Origin of the sequence: Pseudomonas sp. Leaf58, assembly GCF_003627215.1 — a bacterium.
GTDB lineage: Bacteria > Pseudomonadota > Gammaproteobacteria > Pseudomonadales > Pseudomonadaceae > Aquipseudomonas.
The window spans coordinates 995,352-1,015,038 of sequence record NZ_CP032677.1 but is presented as its reverse complement, the minus strand read 5'-3'; the positions used below and the strand labels follow the sequence as shown (position 1 = coordinate 1,015,038).

At 62.6% G+C, this 19,687-nt stretch carries 18 protein-coding genes; 10 read left to right on the top strand and 8 right to left on the bottom strand.

Translation table 11 applies throughout. The features are described 5' to 3' along the window. Positions 1–37: 37 nt before the first annotated feature. The 4 genes from DV532_RS04750 to mreB all read right to left on the bottom strand — a co-directional run bounded on the left by DV532_RS04750 (position 38) and on the right by mreB (position 3,547). Positions 38–766 carry a nucleoside triphosphate pyrophosphatase gene (locus DV532_RS04750; protein WP_056795923.1) on the bottom strand — a complete coding sequence of 243 codons (729 nt, stop codon included), beginning with the start codon at positions 764–766 and terminating at the stop codon, positions 38–40. A 33-nt stretch (positions 767–799) separates the two neighbouring features. After that, positions 800–1,288, bottom strand: a complete 489-nt coding sequence (gene mreD / locus DV532_RS04745; protein WP_056795920.1) for a rod shape-determining protein MreD — start codon at positions 1,286–1,288, stop codon at positions 800–802. Then, positions 1,288–2,283: a rod shape-determining protein MreC gene (mreC, locus tag DV532_RS04740; RefSeq protein WP_056795917.1), complete on the bottom strand. Its 996-nt coding sequence runs from the start codon at positions 2,281–2,283 to the stop codon at positions 1,288–1,290. Before mreC ends, mreD begins: the two co-directional genes overlap by 1 nt. 226 nt (positions 2,284–2,509) lie before the next feature. Next, positions 2,510–3,547: a rod shape-determining protein MreB gene (gene mreB / locus DV532_RS04735; RefSeq protein WP_003255163.1), complete on the bottom strand. Its 1,038-nt coding sequence runs from the start codon at positions 3,545–3,547 to the stop codon at positions 2,510–2,512. Positions 3,548–3,751: 204 nt separating this feature from the next. On the opposite strand from mreB, the gene gatC reads away from it, so the two are divergent. The 6 genes from gatC to DV532_RS04705 all read left to right on the top strand — a co-directional run bounded on the left by gatC (position 3,752) and on the right by DV532_RS04705 (position 8,977). Then, a complete protein-coding gene (gene gatC, locus DV532_RS04730) occupies positions 3,752–4,039 on the top strand; it encodes an Asp-tRNA(Asn)/Glu-tRNA(Gln) amidotransferase subunit GatC (protein WP_056795914.1) in 288 nt (95 codons plus the stop codon). A 15-nt stretch (positions 4,040–4,054) separates the two neighbouring features. Beyond that, entirely contained in the window at positions 4,055–5,506 is a 1,452-nt protein-coding gene (gene gatA / locus DV532_RS04725) for an Asp-tRNA(Asn)/Glu-tRNA(Gln) amidotransferase subunit GatA (RefSeq protein WP_056795913.1), read from the top strand. A gap of 11 nt (positions 5,507–5,517) precedes the next feature. Further along, entirely contained in the window at positions 5,518–6,963 is a 1,446-nt protein-coding gene (gatB, locus tag DV532_RS04720) for an Asp-tRNA(Asn)/Glu-tRNA(Gln) amidotransferase subunit GatB (protein ID WP_056795911.1), read from the top strand. A gap of 153 nt (positions 6,964–7,116) precedes the next feature. Further along, positions 7,117–7,491, top strand: a complete 375-nt coding sequence (locus DV532_RS04715; protein WP_056795908.1) for a septal ring lytic transglycosylase RlpA family protein — start codon at positions 7,117–7,119, stop codon at positions 7,489–7,491. A 60-nt stretch (positions 7,492–7,551) separates the two neighbouring features. After that, complete coding sequence (locus tag DV532_RS04710) at positions 7,552–8,595, top strand: calcium/sodium antiporter (RefSeq protein ID WP_056795898.1); 1,044 nt, start codon at positions 7,552–7,554, stop codon at positions 8,593–8,595. Positions 8,596–8,605: 10 nt separating this feature from the next. Beyond that, a complete protein-coding gene (locus DV532_RS04705; protein WP_056795896.1) occupies positions 8,606–8,977 on the top strand; it encodes a carboxymuconolactone decarboxylase family protein in 372 nt (123 codons plus the stop codon). A gap of 57 nt (positions 8,978–9,034) precedes the next feature. Here the strand turns inward: DV532_RS04705 and DV532_RS04700 are convergent, their stop codons facing one another. The 4 genes from DV532_RS04700 to DV532_RS04685 form a co-directional block, all read right to left on the bottom strand. Next, positions 9,035–10,393 carry an amino acid permease gene (locus DV532_RS04700; RefSeq protein WP_056795895.1) on the bottom strand — a complete coding sequence of 453 codons (1,359 nt, stop codon included), beginning with the start codon at positions 10,391–10,393 and terminating at the stop codon, positions 9,035–9,037. A gap of 56 nt (positions 10,394–10,449) precedes the next feature. Next, on the bottom strand, positions 10,450–11,391 hold the full coding sequence (locus tag DV532_RS04695; protein ID WP_056795894.1) for an AEC family transporter: 942 nt from the start codon (positions 11,389–11,391) through the stop codon (positions 10,450–10,452). Between the two features lie 180 nt (positions 11,392–11,571). Beyond that, on the bottom strand, positions 11,572–12,132 hold the full coding sequence (locus tag DV532_RS04690; protein WP_056795893.1) for a response regulator transcription factor: 561 nt from the start codon (positions 12,130–12,132) through the stop codon (positions 11,572–11,574). Next, entirely contained in the window at positions 12,132–13,388 is a 1,257-nt protein-coding gene (locus DV532_RS04685; protein WP_056795891.1) for an ATP-binding protein, read from the bottom strand. Before DV532_RS04685 ends, DV532_RS04690 begins: the two co-directional genes overlap by 1 nt. 201 nt (positions 13,389–13,589) lie before the next feature. Between DV532_RS04685 and DV532_RS04680 the strand changes: the two genes are divergently transcribed. From DV532_RS04680 to DV532_RS04665, 4 genes are all read left to right on the top strand, one after another. Further along, positions 13,590–14,306, top strand: a complete 717-nt coding sequence (locus tag DV532_RS04680) for an SIMPL domain-containing protein (protein WP_056795888.1) — start codon at positions 13,590–13,592, stop codon at positions 14,304–14,306. A 388-nt stretch (positions 14,307–14,694) separates the two neighbouring features. Continuing rightward, positions 14,695–16,320 (top strand): ABC transporter substrate-binding protein, encoded by a 1,626-nt coding sequence (locus DV532_RS04675; protein WP_056795886.1) that lies wholly within the window; start codon positions 14,695–14,697, stop codon positions 16,318–16,320. Positions 16,321–16,466: 146 nt separating this feature from the next. Next, positions 16,467–18,059, top strand: coding sequence for an ABC transporter substrate-binding protein (locus DV532_RS04670; protein ID WP_056795884.1), 1,593 nt, complete (start codon positions 16,467–16,469; stop codon positions 18,057–18,059). Positions 18,060–18,286: 227 nt separating this feature from the next. Next, complete coding sequence (locus DV532_RS04665) at positions 18,287–19,666, top strand: OprD family porin (protein ID WP_056795881.1); 1,380 nt, start codon at positions 18,287–18,289, stop codon at positions 19,664–19,666. Positions 19,667–19,687 lie beyond the last annotated feature (21 nt).

Genomic DNA, 19,687 nt, shown 5'->3' with positions numbered 1-19,687 from the left:
GATTTTTTGTAATGATGGATCGGGTCTGCAGTGCTGGCTACCGCGGGTTTGTTACCTCTGGCGTATGCACAGGCGATTGCCAGCAGGCGATACCGAATTGGCCGAGCAGTTCTGCCGTTTCACTGAGGGGCAAGCCGACTACCGCCGAGTAGCTGCCGGAAAGCTCGGTGACGAACACTGCGCCCAGGCCCTGGATGGCATAGCCCCCGGCCTTGTCTGCAGGTTCACCGCTGGCCCAGTAGCGCTGCGCCTCATCCGCACTGATTACCCGGAAGCGCACCTTGCTGGTAACGCACAGGCTGTGCACACGCTGGCCATCACTGAGGGCGACCGCAGTCAGCACCTGATGCTCGCGGCCCGACAGCTCGGCCAGCATGGCCAGGGCATCTTCGCGGTTTTCCGGCTTGCCGAGAATACGCCCGTCGAGCACCACGGCGGTGTCTGCGCCCAGCACCACAGCTTCTTCCAGTGCCGCGGTGCTGCCCTTCGCGGGCATGCCCGCCCCCACAGGGGCGGCGCCGCCCTCAGGAACAGCATCGGACCTGTGGGAGCGGGCATGCCCGCGAAGACCCTGCACTGGGTCCTTCAGGCTGGCCAGGCCGGCGGCGGCCTTGGCCCGGGCCAGGCGTTCGACGTAGGCCGAGGCGCTTTCGCTGGGCAGCGGGGTTTCATCGATGGGGGCGCTGACGACGTTGAAGGGTACGCCGATCTGGGTCAGCAGTTCACGACGACGGGGCGAGCCAGAGGCCAGGTAAAGCGGGGGCATGCAGACATCTCCCTGTCAGTCGCGGCGTTGCCGTCAGTTGATATGTAGGCGTCGGCGCAGGTCGCGCAGGGCGAAGCTGATCCACGGCCAGAGCAAGGCACTGATCACCGCCGACCAGACCAGCGCCAAAGTGGGCAGGCGGTTGCCGGTGAGCGCGCTGAGCCACAACTGGATCAGTTGGGCGATGCCGAAGATCACCAGGATCACCAGGCTCTGCTGCCACATGGGGAACATGCGCAGGCGCTGCTGCAAGGACAACACCAGGAAGGTGATCAGGGTGAGGACCAAGGCGTTCTGCCCCAGCAGGGTGCCATACAGCACGTCCTCGGCCAGGCCCAGCAAGAAGGCGGTGGTCATGCCCACCTTGTTCGGTACCGCGAGGGTCCAGAACGACACCAGCAAGGCCAGCCACATGGGCCGGAACACTTCCATGAATTGCGGCAGGGGCGAGACGCTGAACAGCAGGCCAATGGCGAATGTCAGCCAGATGACCCAGCCGTTGTTGCGGCGTGATACAGCCATCATTGCCTCCGGGGGTGAGCGGTTGCGGCAGGCGCCGCGGCCGGCGTGGCGGGCACGGGCGCGGCCGCCGCGGCAGCAGGCTGCGGTGCCGCGGGTGTTACCGGCGTGGCAGGTGCGCTTGCAGTGGGGGCAGCCTGCTCGCCACTAGCGGCCGGCTGGGCAGGCGCCGCAGCGCCCTTGCGGTCAGCTTCTTCCTGGGCGATGGCGGCATCGGTGGCGCGCTGCTCCGGGCTACGCCGGTCGCTGAACACCAGCAGCATGTAGCGGCTGCGGTTGAGCGCGGCAGTGGGGATGGCGCGAACGATGGCGAATGGCTGGCCGGAATCGTGGATCACTTCGTTGACCGTGGCCACCGGGTAGCCGGCCGGGAAACGTTGGCCCATGCCAGAACTGACCAACAGATCGCCTTCCTTGATGTCGGCAGTATCGGCCACATGGCGCAGTTCCAGGCGCTCCGGGTTACCGGTACCGCTGGCAATGGCGCGCAGGCCGTTGCGGTTGACCTGCACCGGGATGCTGTGGGTGGTATCGGTCAGCAGCAGCACCCGCGAGGTGTAGGGCATCAGCTCGACCACCTGGCCCATCAGGCCGCGGGCATCGAGCACTGGCTGGCCGAGGAACACGCCATCACGCTCGCCCTTGTTGATCAGGATGCGATGGGTGAACGGGTTGGGGTCGACCCCAATCAGCTCCGCCACTTCGACCTTTTCGTTGACCAGCGCCGAGGAGTTCAGCAATTCGCGCAGACGCACGTTCTGCTCGGTCAGGGCGGCCAGCTTTTGCAGGCGCCCCTGCAGCAGCAGGGCTTCGGTCTTGAGCTTTTCGTTTTCGGCGATCAGTTCGGTACGGCTGCCGAACTGGCCGGCCACACCTTGCCAGGCACGCTGCGGCAGATCGGTGATCCAGTACGACTCCATCAGCACCATGCCCATCTGGCTGCGCACGGGTTTGAGCACGTCGAAACGCGCGTCGACCACCATCAAGGCGACCGACATCACCACCAGAACGAGCAGGCGAACGCCCAGCGAAGGGCCCTTGGAGAAAAGCGGTTTAATGGGCCGTTCCTCGTGGACGACTCAGGAGGTCATTGGACATGGGACAACGCACCAGCCTGGTTGCGGATTGACGGAAACGGCGCCCTAAACGGGCGCCAGCCCAGCACATACAGGTAGCACTGTGCGTACTACCTGTAAACCGGGCGCTCGTGAACAGCGAGCGGGATCACTCGCTGGAGAGCAGGTCCATCGCGTGCTTGTCCATCATTTCCAGGGCGCGACCGCCGCCACGGGCAACACAGGTCAGCGGGTCCTCGGCGACGATCACCGGCAGGCCGGTTTCCTGGGCCAACAGCTTGTCCAGGTCACGCAGCAACGCGCCACCGCCGGTCAGCACCAGGCCACGCTCGGCGATGTCCGAAGCCAGCTCGGGCGGCGATTGCTCCAAGGCGCTCTTGACCGCCTGGACGATGGTCGCCAGGGACTCCTGCAGCGCTTCGAGCACTTCGTTGGAGTTCAGGGTGAAAGCACGCGGTACGCCCTCGGCCAGGTTACGGCCACGCACGTCGACTTCGCGAACTTCGCCGCCCGGGTAGGCGGTACCGATTTCCTGCTTGATGCGCTCGGCGGTGGATTCGCCGATCAGGCTGCCGTAGTTGCGCCGCACGTAGGTGACGATGGCTTCGTCGAAGCGGTCGCCGCCAACACGGACGGATTCGGCATAGACCACGCCGTTCAGGGAGATCAGCGCGATTTCAGTGGTACCACCACCGATATCGACGACCATCGAACCGCGGGCCTCTTCGACCGGCAAGCCGGCACCGATAGCGGCGGCCATCGGCTCTTCGATCAGGAACACTTCACGGGCACCAGCACCCAGGGCCGATTCGCGAATGGCGCGGCGCTCGACCTGGGTCGACTTGCACGGTACGCAGATCAGCACACGCGGGCTAGGCTGCAGGAAGCTGTTCTCGTGAACTTTGTTGATAAAATATTGCAACATTTTTTCGCAGACGCTGAAGTCGGCGATGACGCCGTCCTTCATCGGACGAATGGCAGCAATGTTGCCAGGCGTACGGCCCAGCATGCGCTTGGCTTCGGTACCGACGGCGACGACGCTTTTCTGATTGCCATGGGTACGGATGGCAACAACCGAGGGCTCATTCAGGACGATACCGCGCTCACGCACGTAAATAAGGGTGTTGGCAGTACCCAGGTCGATGGACAGATCGCTGGAAAACATGCCACGCAGTTTCTTGAACATGGGAAAGTGACCCTGGGAAAGCGTGGGTAAAAAAGTGCGGCAAACTCTAACAATGGCAGGGATTTTGGGCAAGGAGCCAATATGTTAAATTGGCTGTTTTTCCGAGCACGCCAGCAGATGATCGCGGCCGTTAGACCGCCAGAAAGCTGACATGTTCCTCACCGCGGACCCAAATTCCGTTCTTTGTTTCCCTTGGAGATCCCCATGGCGCTTGAACGCTGCGACGTGGAAAAGATCGCCCATTTGGCCCGCCTGGGGCTGAATGATGGCGAACTGCCACGCATTACCGACGCCCTGAACAGCATTCTCGGGCTGGTCGACCAGATGCAAGCGGTCGATACCACCGGCATCGAGCCCTTGGCCCACCCCCTGGAGGCCAGCCAACGCCTGCGTCCCGACCAGGTTACCGAAAGCAACCAGCGCGACACCTACCAGGCGATTGCACCATCGACCGAAAGCGGTCTGTACCTGGTTCCCAAAGTCATCGAGTAAGGGATAGAGCCTGCCATGCATCAATTGACCCTGGCCGAGATCGCCCGCGGACTCGCCGACAAGTCGTTTTCCTCCGAAGAGCTGACCGGCGCGCTACTGTCGCGCATCAAGCAACTCGACCCACAAATCAACAGTTTCATCAGCGTCACCGAAGACCTGGCCCTGGGCCAGGCGCGTGCCGCTGACGCCCGTCGCGCCGCAGGCGAAACCGGCGCACTGCTGGGGGCCCCGGTGGCCCACAAGGACCTGTTCTGCACCAACGGCGTACGTACCAGCTGCGGCTCGAAGATGCTCGACAACTTCAAGGCGCCATATGACGCCACGGTGGTTGCCAAGCTGGCCGAAGCCGGCATGGTTACTCTGGGCAAGACCAACATGGACGAATTCGCCATGGGTTCGGCCAACGAATCCAGCCACTACGGCCCGGTGAAGAACCCCTGGAACCTCGAGCACGTCCCGGGCGGCTCGTCGGGCGGTTCGGCCGCGGCCGTGGCTGCACGCCTGCTGCCAGCCAGCACCGGCACCGATACCGGTGGCTCGATCCGCCAGCCGGCGGCGCTGACCAACCTCACCGGCCTCAAACCGACGTACGGTCGCGTGTCGCGCTGGGGCATGATCGCCTACGCCTCCAGCCTCGACCAGGGTGGCCCGCTGGCCCGCACCGCCGAAGACTGTGCCCTGCTGCTGCAAGGCATGGCCGGTTTCGACGCCAAGGACTCCACCAGCATCGAAGAGCCGGTGCCGGACTACAGCACCAACCTCAATGCCTCGCTGCAGGGCCTGCGCATCGGCCTGCCGAAGGAATACTTCGGTGCCGGCCTGGACCCGCGCATCGCCGACCTGGTCCATGCCAGCGTCAAAGAGCTGGAAAAGCTCGGCGCGGTGGTCAAGGAAATCAGCCTGCCGAACATGCAGCACGCCATCCCGGCCTACTACGTGATCGCCCCAGCTGAAGCCTCCTCCAACCTGTCGCGTTTCGACGGCGTACGCTTCGGCTACCGCTGCGAAGACCCAAAAGACCTCACCGACCTGTACAAGCGCTCGCGTGGCGAAGGCTTCGGCGTGGAAGTGCAGCGGCGCATCATGGTCGGCACCTACGCCCTGTCGGCCGGCTACTATGACGCCTACTACGTGAAGGCGCAGCAGATTCGCCGCCTGATCAAGAACGACTTCATGGCCGCCTTCAACGACGTCGACCTGATCCTTGGCCCAACCACGCCAAACCCGGCCTGGAAGCTCGGCGCCAAGAGCAGCGACCCGGTCGCCGCCTACCTGGAAGACGTCTACACCATCACCGCCAACCTGGCGGGCCTGCCAGGCTTGTCGATGCCAGCCGGCTTCGTCGATGGCCTGCCGGTCGGCGTGCAACTGCTGGCGCCGTACTTCCAGGAAGGCCGCCTGCTGAATGTCGCGCACCGCTACCAGCAAGTGACCGACTGGCACACCCGCGCCCCCAACGGCTTCTGAGGAATTCACACATGCAATGGGAAGTTGTGATCGGGCTGGAAATCCACACTCAGCTCGCCACCCAGTCGAAGATTTTCTCCGGCAGCGCCACCACCTTCGGTTCCGAGCCGAACACCCAGGCCAGCCTGGTCGACTTGGGCATGCCCGGCGTGCTGCCGGTGCTGAACCAGGAAGCCGTGCGCATGGCGTGCATGTTCGGCCTGGCCATCGATGCCGAGATCGGCAAGCGCAACGTGTTCGCACGCAAGAACTACTTCTACCCCGACTTGCCCAAGGGCTACCAGATCAGCCAGATGGAGCTGCCGATCGTCGGCAAGGGCCACCTGGATATCGCCTTGGAAGACGGCACCATCAAGCGCATCGGGGTCACCCGCGCGCACCTTGAAGAAGACGCCGGCAAGAGCCTGCACGAAGATTTCAGCGGCGCCACCGGCATCGACCTGAATCGTGCCGGCACCCCGCTGCTGGAAATCGTCTCCGAGCCTGACATGCGCAGTGCCAAGGAGGCCGTGGCCTACGTCAAGGCGATCCATGCGCTGGTGCGTTACCTGGGCATCTGCGACGGCAACATGGCCGAAGGCTCGCTGCGTTGCGACTGCAACGTGTCGATCCGCCCGAAAGGCCAGGCCGAGTTCGGCACCCGCTGCGAGATCAAGAACGTCAACTCGTTCCGCTTCATCGAGCGCGCGATCAACAGCGAGATTCAGCGCCAGATCGACCTGATCGAAGACGGCGGCAAGGTGGTACAGGAAACCCGCCTGTACGACCCGAACAAGGACGAAACCCGGTCCATGCGCAGCAAAGAGGAAGCCAACGACTACCGTTACTTCCCCGACCCAGACCTGCTACCGGTGGTGATCGAGGACAGCTTCCTTGAAACCGTGCGCGCCGGCCTGCCAGAGCTGCCGCCACAGAAGGTCGAGCGCTTCCAGAGCCAATACGGCCTGTCGGCCTACGACGCCAACGTGCTGGCATCCAGCCGCGAACAGGCAGATTACTTCGAAGAGGTGGTAAAGATTGGTGGCGACGCCAAGCTGGCTGCCAACTGGGTCATGGTCGAACTGGGCAGCCTGCTGAACAAGCTGGGCATCGAGATCGACCAGGCGCCGGTCAACGCCGCGCAATTGGGTGGCATGCTGCTGCGTATTCGCGACAACACCATCAGCGGCAAAATCGCCAAAACCGTGTTCGAGGCCATGGCCGCCGGTGAAGGCGATGCTGACAGCATCATCGAGAGCAAAGGCCTGAAGCAGGTCACCGACACGGGTGCGATCGACAAGATGCTCGACGAAGTGCTGGCGGCCAACGCCGAGCAGGTCGAACAGTACCGTGCGGCCGACGAGGCCAAGCGCGGTAAAATGTTCGGCTTCTTCGTCGGCCAGGCCATGAAAGCCTCCAAAGGCAAGGCCAACCCGGGGCAAGTGAACCAATTGCTCAAAGCCAAGCTCGAAGGGTGATGTAAAAAAGCGGCGAGGGCTCTGCCCTCGATCGCCGGCAAGTCAGCCCCCACAGCTACAGCACCGCCCTCAAGGGCCGTGGGGCGGCTGTGGGAGCTGGCTTGCCGGCGGTGGGCCGCACAGCGGCCCCACTTCCAGTATCGGAGCATTCACTTGCTAAAACGATCCTTGGGCACCCTCGCCCTCTTCTCCCTGCTGGCCGGCTGCGCCAGCCATGACATCGACCCGCGCGGCTACGACCAGACGGGCACCGCTTCCTATTACGGCTCGCGCCACCACGGCAAACGCACCGCCAGCGGCGAACCGTTCAACCAGCACGGCCTTACCGCCGCCCACCGCAGCCTGCCCTTCGGCACCCGCGTACGGGTCACCAACACGGCCAACCAACGCAGCGTGGTGGTACGCATCAACGACCGTGGCCCACACACCCGTGGCCGTCTGATCGACCTGTCACGCGCAGCAGCAGAAAAAATCGGCATGCTCCGTAGCGGAACGGCGCGCGTGCGAGTACAAGGGCTTAGCGACTGACGCGACAGGAGTCCGACCATTTTCGACCTGGCCACCCTTCCTACCTTTAGCCTGCTGCAACTGGGCATTGCCCTGCTATTGCTGGTAGCTGGTGCTGAGTTGCTGGTGCGGGCAGCCCTGCGCCTGGCGCAACGCCTTCACGTACGCCCGCTGATCATCGGCCTGAGCCTGGTGGCGTTCGGCAGCACCGCGCCACAGCTGACTGTCAGCCTGCAGGCCGCCTATCAAGGCGCGCCGGATGTGGCGGTGGGCAGCGTGATCGGCAGCAACATCTTCAACGTACTGGTCATTCTCGGCCTGGCTGCATTGGTCATCCCACTGCGCGTGTCGCGCCAACTGGTGCGCTTGGACCTCCCATTGATGATCGTCGCCAGCGGCTTGGTCTACGCGCTGTCCGCCAACGGCCACTTGGGCCGCGCCGAAGGGGTATTGCTGCTACTCGGCCTGGCCGGCTACCTGATGACACTCTGGCATCAGTCGCGCCACTACGCCCGCACTTATCCCGCCCCGGGCACCGTCACAAGCGGTGCCGGGCGCTTCTGGTCGGGGACGCTGCTGCAAGTGCTGGCCGGCTTCGGCCTGCTGAGCCTGGCCGGCCACCTGCTGCTGGAGGCCGCCGTGGAGGTCGCCACCGACCTTGGCCTGTCCGAGCGCATCATTGGCCTGACCGTCGTCGCCATCTGCACCTCGCTGCCGGAACTGGCCGCTGCACTGATCGCCGCCCTGCGTGGTGAGCGGGAAATCGCCGTGGGCACGGTGATCGGTAGCAACCTGTTCAACCTGCTGGCGGTATTGGGCCTGACCGCGCTAATAACCCCCGAACCGCTATCAATCTCGCCCAATGCCCTGGCCTTCGACCTGCCGGTGATGCTTGGCGTTGCCGCGCTGAGCCTGCCAGTGTTCTATTCCGGTTACCGAATTACCCGCGCCGAAGGCCTGGTGTTCCTGTGCCTGTACCTGGCCTACGGCCTGCATGTGGCCGCGTTTACCATGGGCATGCCACTGGCCGGTCGCCTGGAGCGGTTGATGCTGTTCTATGTACTGCCGGTGCTCGCCATGGTGTTGCTGTACACCACCGTGCGTGCCTGGCGCCGCCAACACTAAGGAAAACAACATGGCTGATAGCAACAAGACCGGCGAGCAGATTCGCCGCCAGGTAATGGGCGATGCCTTCGTCGACCGCGCCCTGAGCAATGCCACCGACTTTACCCAGCCGCTGCAGGACTTCGTCAATGAACATGCCTGGGGTAGCGTGTGGGCGCGCGATGGGCTGCCGCTGAAAACCCGCAGCCTGATTACCCTGGCCACGCTGACCGCACTCAAGTGCCCGCAAGAGCTCAAGGGGCATGTGCGTGGCGCATTGAACAATGGCTGTACGGTGGAGGAGATTCGCGAGGCGCTGTTGCACTGCGCGGTGTATGCAGGGGTGCCAGCGGCGATCGATGCATTTCGTGCGGCGCAGGAAGTGATCGACAGTTACCAATAGGTTGCCGGTACCGGCCTCTTCGTGGGTTTACCCGCGAAGAGGCCGGGCCTGCCTTGCTTATTTAGCCTGGCGGGCCTTCTTCAGCTTGAAGGCCACCCACAGCACGGCAATCCATCCTGGGATCAGCATCACCGAAATGCGAATCGGCGGGGTCAGGTACATCACCACCAAGATCAGCACGATGAATGCCAGGCACAGGTAGTTGGTAAGCGGGTGCCCCCAACTCTTGTAGAAGGGGGTAATGCCGGCCGCCAGCTTGGCCTTGCGGAACTTCAGGTGGGTAATGCTGATGCTCGCCCAGTTGATCACCAATGCCGACACCGCCAGGGCCATCAGCAAACCAAAGGCCTCCCCCGGCATCAGGTAGTTGATCAGCACGCACAGGCCAGTCGCCAAAGCCGATACACCCAGCGCGGTCAGCGGCACGCCGCTGCGGCTTACTTTCAGCAATTGGCGTGGCGCATCGCCCTGGCTGGCCAGGCCAAACAGCATGCGGCTGTTGGCGTATACGCAGCTGTTGTACACCGACAGCGCGGCCGTCAGCACCACGATATTGAGGATGGTCGCCACCAGGTCGCTGTCCAGCTCGTGGAAGATCATCACGAACGGGCTACCGCCCTGCACCACCTTCTGCCACGGGTACAGCGACAGCAATACCGCCAGTGCCCCGATGTAGAAGATGAGGATGCGGTACACCACCTGGTTGGTAGCCTTGGGAATGCTCTGCCGCGGGTTATCGGCTTCGGCAGCGGTAATACCCACCAACTCCAGGCCACCGAACGAGAACATGATCACCGCCAGGGCCATCACCAGGCCGGTGACGCCGTTAGGGAAAAAGCCACCGTACTGCCACAGGTTGGCCACGCTGGCATCCGGGCCGCCATGGCCACTGGTCAGCAGCCAGGCGCCGAAGCCGATCATGCTGACAATAGCCACCACCTTGACCAAGGCGAACCAGAACTCCATTTCGCCATAGACCTTCACCTGCGTCAGGTTGATCAGGTTGATTACCACGAAGAAGATCGCCGCCGTGGCCCAGGTAGGGAAGTCCGGCCACCAGTACTGCACATAGATGCCCACCGCTGTCAGCTCGGCCATGCCGACCAGCACATAGACCACCCAGTAGTTCCAGCCCGAGACAAAGCCGGCGAACTCGCTCCAATACTGGTGGGCGAAGTGACTGAAGCTACCGGCTACTGGCTCTTCCACCACCATTTCACCCAGCTGGCGCATGATGAAGAACGCCATCAGGCCGGCAACGGCATAGCCCAGCAGCACCGAGGGGCCAGCCAGCTGAATGGTCTGGGCGATGCCCAGGAACAACCCGGTGCCAATGGCCCCGCCCAGCGCGATCAGCTGGATATGACGATTCTTCAGCCCGCGCTGTAACCGTTCGGGCGTGCTCTGGTCTTGCATGAAGTGTCCTTTAGTTCAGTGAGGCAGTGTTATTGCTGTTGTTTGCAGTCAAGGATCTAGATCCATCCGCCCCACTGCAAGATGAAAATACCAATATTCGTGGTGATCGCTGCCATTAGCGTGGTAATCACGATAATTGACGCCGCCAGCTGATGGTTACCGTTGGCCGCCCGCGCCATCACGTAGCTGGCCGCGGCCGTGGGGCTGCCGATGTACAGGAACAAAATGCCCAGTTCGGCGCCGCGAAAGCCACACAGCCAAGCACCAAGGGTACCCAACAGCGGCAGCCAGACCATTTTCACCAGGCTGACATCGAACGCCAACCTGCCACTGTCGCGCAGGGCAGCCAACGATAGGGTGCCACCGATACAGATCAGCGCCAGCGGCAAGGTCATCTGCGCCAGGTAGTCGCCCGAAGTCAGCAGCCAGTTGGGCAGCGGCACCTGGCCGTAAGCCATGGGTGTGGCCAGCAGCACACTGATGATCAGCGGGTTGCTGAAGATGCTCTTGCAGATGCTCCACGGGTCGGATTTGAGGTCTGGGCTGTAAACCGCCAGCACCACCGCCGACAGCGAGTTGTACAGGAGGATGACCAGGCCGGCGAGTACGGCTCCCAGGGAGATCCCATAGTCGCCATACAGGCTGGCGGCCAGCGCCAGGCCAATGACGCCGTTGTTGCCGCGGAACGCGCCCTGGGTATAGATGCCCCGGTCCGCCAGCGGGCTGCGCCAAATGGCCAGGCCCCAGGCAATGGCGAAGCCGACCAGGGTGGCAACGATGAAATAGAGGAGTACCCCGGGTTTGACCGCTGCCCCTAGGTCGGCGTGGTAGATGCCGAGGAACAGTAGCGCCGGCATGCAGACGTTGAATACCAGTTGCGAGGCAACGCGGTTGAAATTGTCGTCGATCAGGTGAATGCGTTTAAGCAGCACGCCCATGAACAGCATGGCGAAAACCGGTGCCGTGATGTTCAGCGTCTGGATAAGAAGGGCGAGCATGCGCAAGCGATCCTGAAAGGGGTTGCCATTAGGGGGCTAATGATACGCCAACATGTCAGGAATTGCGGAGATCGCGGGGGATTATCAAGAAGTTTCTGTCAGGACCAACCTCTTCGCGGGCAAGCCCGCCCCTACAAAACCTGTAGGAGCGGGCTTGCCCGCGAAGAGGCCACCGCCGAATCAACGGCGAACCGGGCGCTTCTGCAATTTGCGCTGCAAGGTCCGACGGTGCATGCCCAACGCCCGCGCAGTCGCCGAAATATTGCCCTCATGCTCGTTGAGCACGCGCTGGATGTGCTCCCACTGCAAGCGGTCGACCGACATGGGGTTTTCCGGCACCAGGGTATCCAGGTCGGTGTGTTCGGAAAGCAGCGCCGCCAGCACATCGTCGGCGTCGGCAGGTTTGCACAGGTAGTTGCAGGCGCCCCGCTTCACCGCTTCCACGGCGGTGGCAATGCTCGAGTAACCGGTCAGGATCACCACGCGCATTTCCGGGTCCAGCTCCAGCAACTTGGGCAGCAGCACCAGGCCGGAATCGCCGTCCATCTTCAGGTCCAGCGTGGCGTAGTCCGGCAGGTCCTGCTGGGCCAGGATCAGCCCCTCCTCGGCAGAGCCGGCCGTGCTCACTCGGAAACCCCGACGGCTCATGGCACGGGCCATGACCCGGGTGAAGGTGGCATCGTCATCCACCAGCAGTAGGTGCGGCAGCTCTTCGCTTTCGACCTGGTTTTCTTCGCTCATCATTCATCTCCTCGCTTACCGTAGGGCAGGCGCAGTTCGGTCAGGGTGCCACCCTGTTCATGACTATAGAGTTTCACCGAACCGCCCGCACGGGTCACGCTGGCCTTGCTCAAGAACAGGCCAAGGCCGAAGCCTTTGCCCTTGGTGGTAATGAAGGGCTTGCCGATGGCTTCGGCAATGGCCGGCGGCACGCCTGGGCCGTGGTCGCGGATGCTGATGACGATGTCATGGGTGTCCCAGTCCAGGCGCACTTCCAGGTCATCGGGGCAGGCATCGGCTGCATTGTTCAACAGGTTAAGCAGCGCCTGGGTCAGGTCTGGTGGCGGGATCAGGCGGGGCACCTGGCCGTCACGCAGGCGCTGGAAGCGGTAGCTGGCTTCCGGGCGCATCAGGTGCCAGCGGTTCAGCGCCTCATCCAGCCAGGCGGTCACATCTTGCTCGACGATGGCCAGGCGGCGGTTGGCTTCGGCTGCCCGCACCAGCTGCTGCAAGGTCTCTTTGCACAGCTTCACCTGGTCCTGCAGAATTTGCAGGTCTTCCTGCAACAGCGGGTCGGTGTGGTCCTGGCGCATCTCGTTGATCAGCACGCTCATGGTCGCCAACGGCGTACCCAGCTCATGGGCAGCGCCGGCAGCTTGGGTGGCCACAGCCAGCAATTGTTCGTCGCGCAGGCTCTCTTCACGCCGTTCGGAGCGCAGCTGCTCCTGGCGACGCAACTCTTCGGCCATGCGCGCGGCAAAGAAGGTGATCACAGCGGCGGCCAGGGCGATGCTCAGCCACATGCCGTAAACCTGCATCTTGTCGCGGGCCATTGGCAGGCCTTCGAGCGGGTAGAACTGCACCAGCAGCAAGCTGTAGGCGGTTAGGGCGATACCCGAGAGAATTAGCGAATACAGCCACGGCAGGGTCACCGCAGCAATCGCCAGCGGCACCAGGTAGTAGGACACGAACGGGTTGGTCGAACCGCCGGAGTAATACAGCAAGGCACTGTGGATCAGCAGGTCACAGGCCAGCTGCAGGGCGTACTCCATTTCGGTGACCGGCAGCGACAGGCGCAGGCGCAGGGCCGTGAACGCGCACAGCAGCGAGGACAAGGCCAAGGTGCCGGCCAGCGACAACCACGGCAATGGCAGCAGTTCGGTCCAGTAGGCGACGCCCACGGAGCCGGCCTGGGCAGCCAGGACCAAGACCCGAATGACGGTCAGGCGCCAGAGGTTCTGGCGAGTAGCAGACAACGGTTGTACGGCAGCGAGCATGAGCTCTCCTGATGAGTGCTCCAGAAAATCGGCTGGAGTATACCGAAGCCGGGCGCCTCGCTGCAGCGATGCGGCAAAGCGCCACACTTTGTCACAGCTTGATGATGGCACTTTTGAACCCACTACACTGTTGCCGGTCTGATCGGCCATGCGTGGAATGGATGGCCACAACCCACGCCTTTAATTGCCAAGGAGTACCTTATGCACATCCCACGTCGCGGCGCCGCCCTGATCCTGTCCTGCGGCCTGCTCGCCAGCCTGCCGGTGCTGGCTGCCGATGAGCCGCGCTACAACCAGGTCTCGCTGCGTGCCGAGGTCAGCAAGGAAGTACCGCGCGACCTGATGGTGGTGACGGTGTACAGCGAAGCGCAGAACACCGACCCAGGCAAGCTCGCCAAGCAGATCACCGAAACCATGAACACAGCGCTACAGCAGGCACGCCAAGTCAAGGACGTGAAGATCAGCCAGGGCAGCCGCAACAGCTACCCGGTGTATGACAGCAAAGGCCAGACGATCACCGGCTGGCGCGAGCGCGCCGAACTGCGTCTGGAAAGCGCTAACTTCCCAGCCCTGTCGCAGCTGACCGCCGACCTGCTGCAAACGCTGAAAATGGGCGGCATGGACTTCTCCATCGCCCCGGCCACGCGCAAGGCCAGCGAGGACGAACTGCTCAAGGACGCGGTGAATGCCTTCAAGGCCCGCGCACAACTGGCCACCGAGGCGCTGGGCGGCAAGGGCTATAAAGTGGTCAGCCTGAACCTCAACAGCAGCGGTTACCCACGCCCCTACCTGCGCAGTGCACCGATGGCGATGAAGGCTATGGGGGCTGACGAGGCGGCACCGGCACCAGATATTGAAGCCGGAACCAGTGAAGTGAGCATGAATGCTGATGGCTTGATCGAAGTGCAGATGCCATAACAGATCCACGAAACACTTGTGGGTGCGGGCATGCCCGCGAAAAACCACCTCGGCGGATGGCACGGGCTTCGCCCGTGTTCGCGGGCGTGCCCGCTCCCACTGGGACCGCCCCTCAAGCTAAGCATTTTCAGACACTTCCTACGCACCTAAAAGGTGCTTCCTACATTTATCCCCGCTCCGCAAAATTCTGCAAAAAGCCATCATTTTGCCCACGCAAACGTTTAACTTCGACGAAAGTTACACCGATGCGACATCCATGTACGATCGTGCCACTTTTCCGGCGCCAACTATCCTTCTGCGTATTGCATTGGGAACACCCCCTGCATAAGTATCCGCAGGTCGGCTCACGAGGCCACCTCATCCGAAAAATGACAACAATGAGGCCACCATGCTCAAACACGCAGTCATTCCGTTCCTGCTTGGCGCAGGCTTGCTTTCCGGCGCACCGTCGGCACTCGCGGCATCCAACCTGGTGTTCTGCTCCGAAGGCAGCCCGGCCGGCTTCGACCCAGGGCAATACACCACAGGGACTGACTTCGACGCCTCGGCCGAGACCGTGTTCAACCGCCTGACGCAGTTCGAGCGCGGCGGCACTGCAGTCATCCCGGGCCTGGCGACCCAGTGGGAAGTATCCGACGACGGCAAGGCGTACACCTTCCACCTGCGTGAAGGGGTCAAGTTCCACACCACCGACTACTTCAAACCCACCCGCCCGTTCAACGCCGACGACGTGCTGTTCACCTTCAACCGCATGCTCGACACCAACCACCCGTTCCGCAAGGCCTACCCCACCGAGTTCCCGTACTTCACCGACATGGGCATGGACAAGAACATCGCCAAGCTGGAGAAGCTCGACGAGCACACGGTGAAGTTCACCCTCAACGAGGTGGACGCCGCGTTCATCCAGAACCTGGCCATGAGCTTCGCCTCGATCCAGTCCGCCGAATACGCCGACCAGTTGCTCAAGGACGGCAAGGCTGCCGACATCAACCAGAAACCGATCGGCACCGGCCCGTTCGTATTCAGCAAGTACCAGAAGGACGCGCAGATCCGCTTCAAGGGTAACAAGGACTACTGGCAACCCGATGACGTGAAGATCGACAACCTGATCTTCGCTATCACCACCGATGCTTCGGTGCGCATGCAGAAGCTGAAGAAAAACGAATGCCAGGTCACCCTGTTCCCGCGCCCGGCCGATATCCAGCCGCTAAAGCAGGACCCCAAGCTACAAATGCCGCAGCAGGCCGGCTTCAACCTCGGCTACATCGCCTACAACGTGATGGACAAGGTCAAGGGCAGCAACCAAGCCAACCCGCTAGCCCAACTGAAAGTCCGCCAGGCGCTGGACATGGCCGTGGACAAGAAAAAGATCATCGAGTCGGTTTACCAGGGCGCCGGCCAGCTGGCAGTCAACGGCATGCCACCGACCCAGTGGTCCTATGACGACAGCATCAAGGACGCCGCCTTCGACCCCGAGAAGGCCAAACAACTGCTCAAGGAAGCCGGCATCAAGGAAGGCACCGAGATTACCCTGTGGGCCATGCCGGTGCAGCGCCCCTACAACCCCAATGCCAAGCTGATGGCCGAAATGCTGCAATCCGACTGGGCCAAGGTCGGCATCAAGGCCAAGATCGTCAGCTATGAATGGGGTGAATACATCAAACGCTCCAAAGGTGGCGAACAAGGCGCCATGCTGATTGGCTGGAGCGGTGACAACGGTGACCCGGACAACTGGCTGGGTACCCTGTACGGCTGCGATGCCATGAACGGCAACAACTTCTCCAAGTGGTGCTACAAGCCCTACGACGATTTGATCAAGCAGGCCAAGGCCACGTCCAACCAGGCCAAGCGCACCGAGCTGTACCAGCAGGCGCAGCACATTCTCAAAGAGCAGGTGCCGATCACCCCGATCGCCCACTCCACCGTGTACCAGCCCATGAGTGCCAAGGTGAAGGACTTCAAGATCAGCCCGTTCTCGCTGAACTCCTTCTACGGCGTCAGTGTGGACAAATAGGCTAGCCAGGGCACCCGCCAAACAGCGGGTGCCCCACCAACTTAACCCGCTCTTCATGCCGTCCCGCCGCTATCCGCAGCGGGGTCGGCGAACTGTTGCCGCCATTCTTACCCCGAGGCGGTGCAAACAGACGTAAAGGACTTGCCATGCGCCACGCCGCCCGCCTTTCCACCCTGCTGGCCCTGGGCCTGTTCAGCCAATCCCCGGCCGTGTTGGCCAACAACCTGGTGTTCTGCTCCGAAGGCAGCCCCGCCGGCTTCGACACCGCCCAATACACCAGCGCCACCGACAACGACGCTGCCGAACCCCTGTACAACCGCCTGGTCGAGTTCGAGCGCGGCGGCACCGCCGTGCACCCGGCCCTGGCGACCGCCTGGGAGGTGTCCGACGACGGCCTGCGCTACACCTTCCACCTGCGCGAAGGGGTGAAGTTCCACAGCAACAAGGCGTTTAGCCCAAGCCGCGACTTCAATGCCGACGACGTGCTGTTTACCTTCAACCGCATGCTCGACAAAGGCCACCCGTTCCGCCAGGCCTACCCCACCGAGTTCCCCTATTTCGTCAGCATGGGGCTGGACAAGAACATTGCCCGGGTCGAAAAAACCGACCCGATGACCGTGGTGTTCACCTTGAACAAAGTTGACGCCGCGTTCGTCCAGAACCTGGCCATGAGCTTCGCCTCCATTCTTTCCGCCGAATACGCCGGCCTGCTATTGGCCAGCGGCCGCCCCAGCGCCATCAACCAGCAACCGATCGGCACCGGGCCGTTCGTGTTCCAGCGTTACCAGAAGGATTCGCAAATCCGCTACAAGGGCAATCCGCACTACTGGGCGCCGGATGAGGTGAAGCTCGACAACCTGGTGTTCGCGATCAACACCGACCCCTCGGTGCGCATCCAGAAGCTGCGCCGCAACGAATGCCAAGTCACCCTGCACCCGCGCCCGGCCGACCTGCCGGCGCTCAAGGCCGACAGCAAGCTGCAGGTGCTGCAACAGCCTGGCTTCAACCTCGGCTACATCGCCTACAACACCCAGCACCCACCGTTCGACCGCCTGGAAGTGCGCCAGGCGATGGACATGGCGGTGAACAAGCAGGCGATTCTCCAGGCGGTGTACCAGGACTCCGGCCAACTGGCGGTCAACGCCATGCCGCCCACCCAGTGGTCCTATGACAACAGCCTCAAAGATGCGCCTTACAACCCGGACAAAGCCCGGCAACTGCTGCAGCAGGCGGGGGTCAAGCCAGGCACCGAAGTCACCTTGTGGGCAATGCCCGTGCAGCGCCCCTATAACCCCAACGCCAAGCTGATGGCCGAGATGCTCCAGGCCGACTGGAACAAGCTCGGCTTCAAGGTGCGCATCGTTAGTTACGAATGGGGCGAGTACCTCAAGCGCATGAAAAGCGGTGAGCACGACATCGCCCTGATCGGCTGGACCGGTGACAACGGCGACCCAGACAACTGGCTGGGCACCCTCTACAACTGCGATGCCATCGGCAGCAACAACTACTCGCTGTGGTGCGACCCGCAGTACGACAGCCTGGTCAAGCAGGCCAAACAGGTGACCGACCGTACGCAGCGCACTGCCCTGTACCAGCAGGCCCAGCAGCGTCTCAAGCAGCAAGTGCCGATTACCCCAGTGGCGCATTCCACGGTCAACCAGCCACTGAGCGTCAAGGTTTCCCAATTCAATGTCAGCCCGTTTGGGCGCAATGATTTTTCCGGTGTGAGTGTTGATTAGGCATTAGCCGGTACCGGCCTCTTCGCGGGTAAACCCGTCCTACAGGGTTCTCCACAAGCCTGGGGTGTGCACATCCCCTGTAGGAGCGGGTTTACCCGCGAAGAGGCCGGCACAGGCAACACAACTACCCGATTTAGCCCGGAGACCCCGGGCAACCCTGGCAACACCGCAGCAAGAAACCCGGCCCACAAGGTCGGCATAACTAGAAAAGAAAGGGAGCTTCAACCTTGAGAGTATTCACCTTGACTGCACTGGCGTTATCGATCAGTGCCTTATCCACCGTGACCCAGGCCGACCCGCACAGCCAGGAATACGTCCCGCTCACCCTCAAAGACAGCAGCGAACAGGCCCAGGCCAGCGGTTTCATCGGCGGCCAGAGCCTGTCCGGCAGCACCCGCAACTGGTACGCCCGTGAACGCGCGGCGCGCGCCCCGCTGTGGAAGTACTACAAGAGCGACGGCACCCGCCACGACACCCACAGCCGTGACAACTGGGTGCAGGGCAGCATCCTCAACTACAGTTCCGGCTTCACCGAGGGCACCGTCGGTATCGCCGTCGAGGCGGCTGGCTACAACGCCATTGCCCTGGAGCAAGGCCGGGCCGCGATCGCCGGGCCGAACAACCGTACCCTGACCCACAGCGACGGCGACCCGGTCGGCCAGTGGAGCAAGCTGGGCCTGGGCAACATCAAGGCGCGCGTGTCCAACACCACCCTCACCGTCGGCCGCCAATCGGTGGACACGCCGATGATCGCCTACATCGGCAACCGTGCCCTGCCGTCCAGCTTCCAGGGTGCATTCCTGCACAGCGCCGAATTCGACAACCTGAGCTTCGACCTGGGCACCTTCGACCGCGTCTCGCCACGTACCGAACAAAGCCTCAGCAAGTTCCGCAGCGAGTACAGTGCCACCGGCGTGGAAACCGACCGCGCCAGCACCACCGGCATCAACTACCAGCCGTTCAAGAGCCTGACCACCAGCCTGTACGCCACCAAGGTTGACGACTTCTGGAACCAGTACTACTTCGGCGCCAACCATGTGCTCGGCGACAGCGCCGTGCTCAGCCTGAGCACCGGCCTGAACTACTACAAGACCGTCGACGCCGGCAGCCAGAAAATGGGGGAAATCGACAACGACACCTACAGCCTGTCGTTCGGCCTAACCCACCAGGCCCATACCGTCAGCGCCTCGTGGCAGCAGGTCAACGGCAACGAATACTTCGACTACCTGCACGAAACCAATGGCATCTACCTGGCCAACTCGCTGCTGTCGGACTTCAACGGCCCCAACGAGAAATCGCTGCAGCTTTCCTACGTGCTGAACATGGCGCCCTACGGCGTACCGGGGCTCAAGTTCAACCTGTACAACGCCCGCGGCTGGGGCATCGATGGCACCCACTACCGCGGTACCGCCTATGACGTCAACGGCCTGGATGGCGAAACCCACTACGAGTGGGGCATCGGCACCAGCTACGCGGTGCAGAGCGGGCCGCTGAAAGACACCAGCATCCGTGCCACCTACACCGCGCACCGCGCCAGCAAGGCCCAGGGCGATGGCAGCCTGGACGAGTTCCGGGTCGTTACCACCATTCCATTCAACATTCTCTGACCGCTGGCGCCACGGCCCACT

Excerpts from the sequence above, each read along its gene's own strand:
- DV532_RS04750 (WP_056795923.1), bottom strand. The coding sequence starts at position 766 with ATGCCCCCGCTTTACCTGGCCTCTGGCTCGCCCCGTCGTCGTGAACTG.
- mreD (WP_056795920.1), bottom strand. The coding sequence starts at position 1,288 with ATGGCTGTATCACGCCGCAACAACGGCTGGGTCATCTGGCTGACATTC.
- mreC (WP_056795917.1), bottom strand. The coding sequence starts at position 2,283 with ATGTCGGTCGCCTTGATGGTGGTCGACGCGCGTTTCGACGTGCTCAAA.
- mreB (WP_003255163.1), bottom strand. The coding sequence starts at position 3,547 with ATGTTCAAGAAACTGCGTGGCATGTTTTCCAGCGATCTGTCCATCGAC.
- gatC (WP_056795914.1), top strand. The coding sequence starts at position 3,752 with ATGGCGCTTGAACGCTGCGACGTGGAAAAGATCGCCCATTTGGCCCGC.
- gatA (WP_056795913.1), top strand. The coding sequence starts at position 4,055 with ATGCATCAATTGACCCTGGCCGAGATCGCCCGCGGACTCGCCGACAAG.
- gatB (WP_056795911.1), top strand. The coding sequence starts at position 5,518 with ATGCAATGGGAAGTTGTGATCGGGCTGGAAATCCACACTCAGCTCGCC.
- DV532_RS04705 (WP_056795896.1), top strand. The coding sequence starts at position 8,606 with ATGGCTGATAGCAACAAGACCGGCGAGCAGATTCGCCGCCAGGTAATG.
- DV532_RS04700 (WP_056795895.1), bottom strand. The coding sequence starts at position 10,393 with ATGCAAGACCAGAGCACGCCCGAACGGTTACAGCGCGGGCTGAAGAAT.
- DV532_RS04695 (WP_056795894.1), bottom strand. The coding sequence starts at position 11,391 with ATGCTCGCCCTTCTTATCCAGACGCTGAACATCACGGCACCGGTTTTC.
- DV532_RS04690 (WP_056795893.1), bottom strand. The coding sequence starts at position 12,132 with ATGAGCGAAGAAAACCAGGTCGAAAGCGAAGAGCTGCCGCACCTACTG.
- DV532_RS04685 (WP_056795891.1), bottom strand. The coding sequence starts at position 13,388 with ATGCTCGCTGCCGTACAACCGTTGTCTGCTACTCGCCAGAACCTCTGG.
- DV532_RS04680 (WP_056795888.1), top strand. The coding sequence starts at position 13,590 with ATGCACATCCCACGTCGCGGCGCCGCCCTGATCCTGTCCTGCGGCCTG.
- DV532_RS04675 (WP_056795886.1), top strand. The coding sequence starts at position 14,695 with ATGCTCAAACACGCAGTCATTCCGTTCCTGCTTGGCGCAGGCTTGCTT.
- DV532_RS04670 (WP_056795884.1), top strand. The coding sequence starts at position 16,467 with ATGCGCCACGCCGCCCGCCTTTCCACCCTGCTGGCCCTGGGCCTGTTC.